Origin of the sequence: Protofrankia sp. BMG5.30 (assembly GCF_001983005.1) — a bacterium.
Lineage (GTDB): Bacteria > Actinomycetota > Actinomycetes > Frankiales > Frankiaceae > Protofrankia > Protofrankia coriariae.
Map to the genome: position 1 here is coordinate 205413 of NZ_MOME01000011.1, position 6000 is coordinate 211412.

The window sequence follows — 6000 nt, forward strand, 5'->3', positions numbered from 1 at the left end:
GAACCCGACCGGGGTTTGGGGGCGCGTTTGGCGGATAGCCGGTCGTGGGCGGTGTCCGTGGCGCGGGGTCGGGGATGGCCAGGGGTGGCTGGGGGGTGGTCAGCCGGCGCGGTACTCGGGGCCGGGCTCCCGGCTCATCAGTTCCTTGACCGCGTCCAGCGGGGCCAGGCCCTCGTGGATGACCCGCTCCACCTGCTCGGTGATCGGCATCTGGACGTCCAGGGAGCGGGCCAGGTCCAGGACGGGACGGCAGGAGCGGACGCCCTCGGCGACCTGGTGCTGCTGGGCGTTGGCCTGGGCGAGCGGCACGCCCCGGCCGAGCTTCTCCCCGAAGGTGCGGTTGCGGGACAGCGGAGACGAGCAGGTGGCCACCAGATCGCCCATGCCGGCGAGCCCGGCGAAGGTCAACGGGTCGGCGCCGAGCGCCACACCGAGCCGGGTCGTCTCGGCCAGCCCCCGGGTGATCAGGGAGGCGATCGTGTTGGTGCCGAACCCCATGCCCTCGACCATCCCGGCGGCCAGCGCGATCACGTTCTTGACGGCGCCGGCGAGCTCACAGCCGATCACGTCCGGGTTCGTGTACGGGCGGAGGTAGGGCGTCCAGCAGGCTGTCTGGACCGCCCTGGCCGCCCGATCGCTGACGCTGGCGACGACGGTGGCGGCTGGCTGCTCGGCCGCGATCTCCCGGGCCAGGTTCGGGCCGCTGACCACGGCGATCCGCTCCGGGGCCGCTCCGGTGACCTCCTGGATCACCTCGCTCATCCGCAGCTGGGAGCCCAACTCGATGCCCTTCATCAGGCTCACGTACACCGCGGACGGCTCCACCAGCGGGGCCCACCGCGCCAGGCAGGCCCGCAGCACCTGCGACGGCACGGCCAGGACGACCAGCTCGGCCCCGCGCAGCGCCTCGGCGGCCTCGAGCGTGGCGTCAAGTCGGTCCGGCAGCGTCAGGCCGGGCAGGTAGCGGGGGTTGGTGTGGAAGCGGTTGATCGACGTGACCACGTCGGGCTCGCGTGCCAGCAGCGTGACCCCGGCTCCGGCGTCCGCGAGCACCTTGGCGAAGACGGTCCCCCAGGACCCGGCGCAGAGAACAGCCGCCCGCCTCATCCGGACCGCCTGCCGGCAGCGGTCCGCGCGGCCGGGGATCCACCACGGCGGGCCACCGGCCGCGGATCGCCGGACCGAAGACGACCAGGCCGAAGGCTGCCGGCCTGAAGACCGCTGGTCTGAAGATCGCCGGCCTGGATGCCGCCGGATCGAAGATTGCCGGATCGGGCGTGACCCGGCCGGCGCCCGCCCGGCCGCTCGTGGCACGGCCGGCGCCCGCCCGGCCGTGCGCGCATCCGGTACGGCGCGCTGACGGCCGCCGTCGACATCACCCCGACACCGGCACGTTCAGCTCGCTTCACGTCGCAGGAGTCTTGCTCAGTCACRCAAAGGCTGTCGAGAAGGCACCGGCGCCCGCACAGATCGTGTCCCAACCGGTGCGGCAGGACGGCCCGGATGGCACGTGCCGACAGTCGGCGTGCCATCGGGTCGGCATACCATCGGGTCGGCGTGCCATAGAGTCGGCGTGCCATAGAGTCGGCGTGCCATAGAGTCGCTGCGGACACGAGCCGGTGTGTGACACCGGCGCCACCGGAGCCGCCACCCGCATGAAGCCGCCATCCACATGACCGGTTGGGTCGTTGTCGTACCGGTCAAACCGCTGGCAACCGCCAAGAGCCGGCTCGCCCGTCCGGACCGGGCAGCCCTCGCGCTCGCGATGGCCCAGGACGCGGTGGCCGCGGCCAGCGCGGTCGGCCACGGCACTGTCGAAGCCGTCATGATCGTGACGAACGACGGCGTGGCCCGGGCCGGAATGGCCGCCCTGTCGGGCCCGGGCCCCACCGGGCGGCCCGCGACCGACGGCACCCCAGCGACCGACGGCGCCGCACTGACCGGAGGTACCCCGGCAGCCGGCGGCCGGATCGTCGTCGTCCCCGACATGCCTGACACCGGTCTGAACGCGGCACTGGCGCACGGCGCGGCCCTGGCCGCGCGGTGGTGGCCGGACGCCGGTGTCGCGGCCCTGTCCGCCGACATCCCCGCGCTGCGCCCGGCCCACCTGCGCGCGGCTCTGCTGGCCGTGCCGGCGGGCGGCCGTGGCCTGGTCGCGGACGCGGACGGTACCGGCACCGTCCTGCTCGCCGCCGCGGCCGGCACACCGCTGGCGCCCCGGTTCGGGCCGGCGAGCCGCGCGGCACACATCCGCTCCGGCGCCCGGGACCTGACCGGGCCGCTCGGCGGATCCGTCCGTGGCCTGCGCCGTGACGTGGACACGGTCGAGCACCTGTGGGAGGCGGTCAGCCTGGGCGTCGGCCCCTGGACCAGGCAGGTCCTGTCCGCCGGCCCGCGGCCGGCGCCGGCCCGGCGATAACGGGCCGGCAGCAGCCGGCCCTGCCGCGGCTCGCGGCGGGGATCAGACCATGGCCGCGGGCCCGGGCCCGGCGGTGCCGGTGCCCGTCCCGACGAGGTCCACTCCTATGACGTCCACCCGCTGGCGTGTGGTGAGGGTGCCGCGGCCCGGCCCGCGATAGGAGCCGGACGTGGGTGCCACCTCGGTGTAGTCCCGGCCGGTGGCCACGGTCACGTACCGCCGGTCCACCAGCCGGTCGTGACAGGGGTCGAGCGCGACCGCGCACGCCCCGCCGCCGATCGTCCCCGTGGCCGCGGGGACGATCACTTCGACCCAGGCGTGTGAGGCGCTCTCACCGATCATGTGGCCGGAGACGTACCGTGCCGGCACGCCCGCGGCCCGGCACAGCGCCAGCATGACGTGCGCGTGGTCCTGGCAGACCCCGCGCCCCCCGGCGAGGGCCTGCGCGGCCGTGGTCGTCACGTCGGTGCTCCCGCCCGCGTACCCGATCCTGCGGTGCACCCAGGCGCAGCACCGCAACGCGGTCTCGAGCGGGTCGGGGACGGCCAGCGCCCGAGCTGCCGCGATCATGGTGGCGTCGGGCGCCGTCAGCGGGGTGGGTGTGAGCAGCCTGCGGCCGGTCAGCGCGGACGCCGGCAGCGTCGGCGGCCCGGCCCCGGYGGTGCGGGTGAGGACGACCGTGGCGTCGAAGTCGAGCCGCCGTGGCACGGTGTCCAGCCGCACCAGCGCGGCCTGGGAGCCGTCGACCGTGCGCTCCCAGGTAACGGTGGCCGTCGGGTCGGACACGGCGAGGTGGTACGCGCACACCGTCTGGTCACCGTGCCGGCGCGGGGGGACGACGACCAGGCGGTGCGCCAGCTGCCAGGCCGGACCGTCATAGGTGTAACCGAACCGCTGCCGAACACGATAAGTCACTGACACGACCGCCGAGTCCGCCGGATCGACGTCCATTTCACTAGCGGAAAGCATATCGTCCGGCACTGTGCGCAACAAAGCTGCCTGTGCCAGCTGTTGCGCACGCACCGGCTGCGCCGGTACCGCCCCGGTCGTCACCGCCACGCTCCGGCGTCCGCCGGCCCCGAGCCACAGGATGTTTCCCCCACGCTGCGATATTCACCCGAACGCATTTCATGAGCGTTACACATTGCGTTCGTCCAGGCGTCATCCCAGGCGAGTTGCGCCGGTCCTAATCGCCCCACACGGCTGCCTCGTTCCCAACGAACTGGCACCATCGAGGGCATGACAGAGCTGGTGGTGAACCGATCTGAGCAACCGCAGCGCAAACCGCGAAGCGCCCTGCTCGAACCGCTGGAAGCACCCCGGCCGCCGGTACCGTCAGATCTTCCAAATGATCGGTTCATCAACCGGGAGAAGTCCTGGCTGGACTTCAACGCGCGAGTGCTGGCACTCGCCGAGGACGAGAGCGTCCCGCTGCTTGAACGCGCCAAGTTCCTGGCAATCTTCGCCAGCAACCTCGACGAGTTCTACATGGTCAGGGTCGCGGGCCTGATGCGCCGGGAGGCGACCCGGCTCGCGGTGCTCTCCGCCGACGGCCTCACCGCGCGTGAACAGCTCGACCTCATCAGCCGTACCGCGGCCGATCTCGGCGAGCGTCACTCCCGGTGCTTCACCGACGCCGTCATCCCCGCTCTGGCCGAGGCGGGCATCACCATCCAGTTGTGGAACGACCTGACCGACGGGCAGAAGGACCGACTGCACCACTACTTCCACCAGCAGATCTTCCCCGTCCTCACCCCGCTCGCGGTCGACCCGGCGCATCCCTTCCCCTACATCAGCGGACTCTCCCTCAACCTTGCAGTCACTGTACGTGACCCCGGCGGGGATGGCGACCGGTTCGCCCGCGTGAAGGTCCCGCAGAACGTGCCCCGGCTGATCCGGGTCGCCCCGGAGCTCCCGGCGGGCGTGGGCGGCCACCACCTCGCGCACGACCTGGGCGACGACGACCACGAGGTCTGYTTCATCCCGCTGGAAGAAGTCATCTCCGCTCACCTCTCGCAGCTCTTCCCCGGCATGGAGGTGGTGGACTCCCACCTGTTCCGGGTGACCCGCAACGCCGACCTGGAGGTCGAGGAGGACGAGGCCGAGGACCTCCTCCAGGCCCTCGAACGCGAACTGGCCCGCCGGCGGTTCGGCCCGGCCGTCCGCCTCGAGGTCGGTGACGACGTCGACGACAACCTGCTCGACCTGCTGATGCGCGAACTTGAGGTCACCCATCGCGAGGTGGTCCGGGTCCGCGGGCTGCTCGACCTGTCGGTGCTGTGGGCGCTGTACGAACTCGACCGCCCGAAGCTCAAGGACCGGCCGCACGTGCGGCGGACCCACCCACGGCTGGTGTCCTCCGACGAGCAGGTCGACTTCTTCGCGGCGCTGCGCGAGGGCGACGTGCTCGTCCACCACCCCTACGACTCGTTCACCACCTCGGTGCAGCGCTTCATCGAGCAGGCCGCCGCCGACCCGCAGGTACTGGCCATCAAACAGACCCTGTACCGGACCTCGGGCGACTCCCCCATCGTGGACGCGCTGATCTCCGCGGCCGAGGCCGGCAAGCAGGTCGTCGTCCTGGTCGAGATCAAGGCCAGGTTCGACGAGACCGCGAACATCCGCTGGGCCCGTGAGCTGGAGCGGGCCGGCTGCCATGTCGTGTACGGGCTGATCGGGCTGAAGACCCACTGCAAGACATGCCTGGTGGTCCGCCAGGAACGCGGCGGGCTGCGGCGCTACTGCCACATCGGGACGGGCAACTACAACCCGAAGACCGCCCGCCTGTACGAGGACCTCGGCCTGCTCACCGCCGACCCCGACATCGGCGCCGACCTCACCGACCTGTTCAACGTCCTGACCGGGTACAGCCGCCAGACCGAGTACCGCTCGCTACTGGTCGCCCCCCAGCTCATGCGGAACGGGATCATCGAACGCATCGAGCAGGAGACCGAGGCGGCGCGCCGGGGCCACCCGTCCGGCGTCCGGATCAAGGTGAACAGCCTCGTCGACGAAGAGGTCATCGACGCGCTGTACCGAGCCTCCCGTGAGGGCGTGCCCGTCCAGTGCCTCGTCCGTGGGATCTGCGCGCTGCGCCCGGGCGTTCCGGGCCTGTCGGAGACGGTGCACGTCCGCTCGATCCTGGGCCGTTTCCTGGAGCACAGCCGGGTGCTGGAGTTCACCGCGATCCAGGAGTGCTGGATCGGCAGCGCGGACATGATGCACCGCAACCTCGACCGCCGGATAGAGGCGCTGGTACGGGTCGCGCAGCCGTCCCAGCAGGGGCCGCTGAAGGCCATGCTCGACCACGCCTTCTCCGACAGCGTGGCAGCCTGGATTCTGCGGCCGGACGGGACCTGGTACCGCCGGGCCACCGACCCGGACGGGCAGCCCCTGTCGGACTACCAGAACGACCTGATGGGCGTGCCGCCCCGGCGAGCGGCGCACGCCTGACCACGGCGGACAACCCGCCGGAGCCTCCGGCCGCGCGATCACAGAATGACCGCACGACCGGAGGCTCTGTCGACTTTCCCAGCCTCCGGCTGCGCAATCACTCCATGATCACACAGCCTTCGGTGGTG

General features: G+C 71.9%; 4 protein-coding genes. 2 read left to right on the forward strand and 2 right to left on the reverse strand.

Annotated features, from left to right (window positions below):
• Nucleotides 1-99: 99 nt before the first annotated feature.
• The gene (locus BL254_RS07660; protein WP_047221351.1) at nucleotides 100-1107 is read right to left on the reverse strand and encodes an NAD(P)H-dependent glycerol-3-phosphate dehydrogenase; all 1008 of its coding nucleotides are present in this window, start codon (nucleotides 1105-1107) and stop codon (nucleotides 100-102) included.
• Between the two features lie 565 nt (nucleotides 1108-1672).
• Here BL254_RS07660 and cofC point away from each other — a divergent pair.
• Nucleotides 1673-2419 (forward strand): 2-phospho-L-lactate guanylyltransferase, encoded by a 747-nt coding sequence (gene cofC, locus BL254_RS07665; RefSeq protein ID WP_076842914.1) that lies wholly within the window; start codon nucleotides 1673-1675, stop codon nucleotides 2417-2419.
• 42 nt (nucleotides 2420-2461) lie between these two features.
• Here the strand turns inward: cofC and BL254_RS07670 are convergent, their stop codons facing one another.
• Complete coding sequence (locus tag BL254_RS07670) at nucleotides 2462-3334, reverse strand: transglutaminase domain-containing protein (protein ID WP_371390190.1); 873 nt, start codon at nucleotides 3332-3334, stop codon at nucleotides 2462-2464.
• Nucleotides 3335-3658: 324 nt separating this feature from the next.
• On the opposite strand from BL254_RS07670, the gene BL254_RS07675 reads away from it, so the two are divergent.
• On the forward strand, nucleotides 3659-5872 hold the full coding sequence (locus BL254_RS07675; RefSeq protein ID WP_047221349.1) for an RNA degradosome polyphosphate kinase: 2214 nt from the start codon (nucleotides 3659-3661) through the stop codon (nucleotides 5870-5872).
• Nucleotides 5873-6000 lie beyond the last annotated feature (128 nt).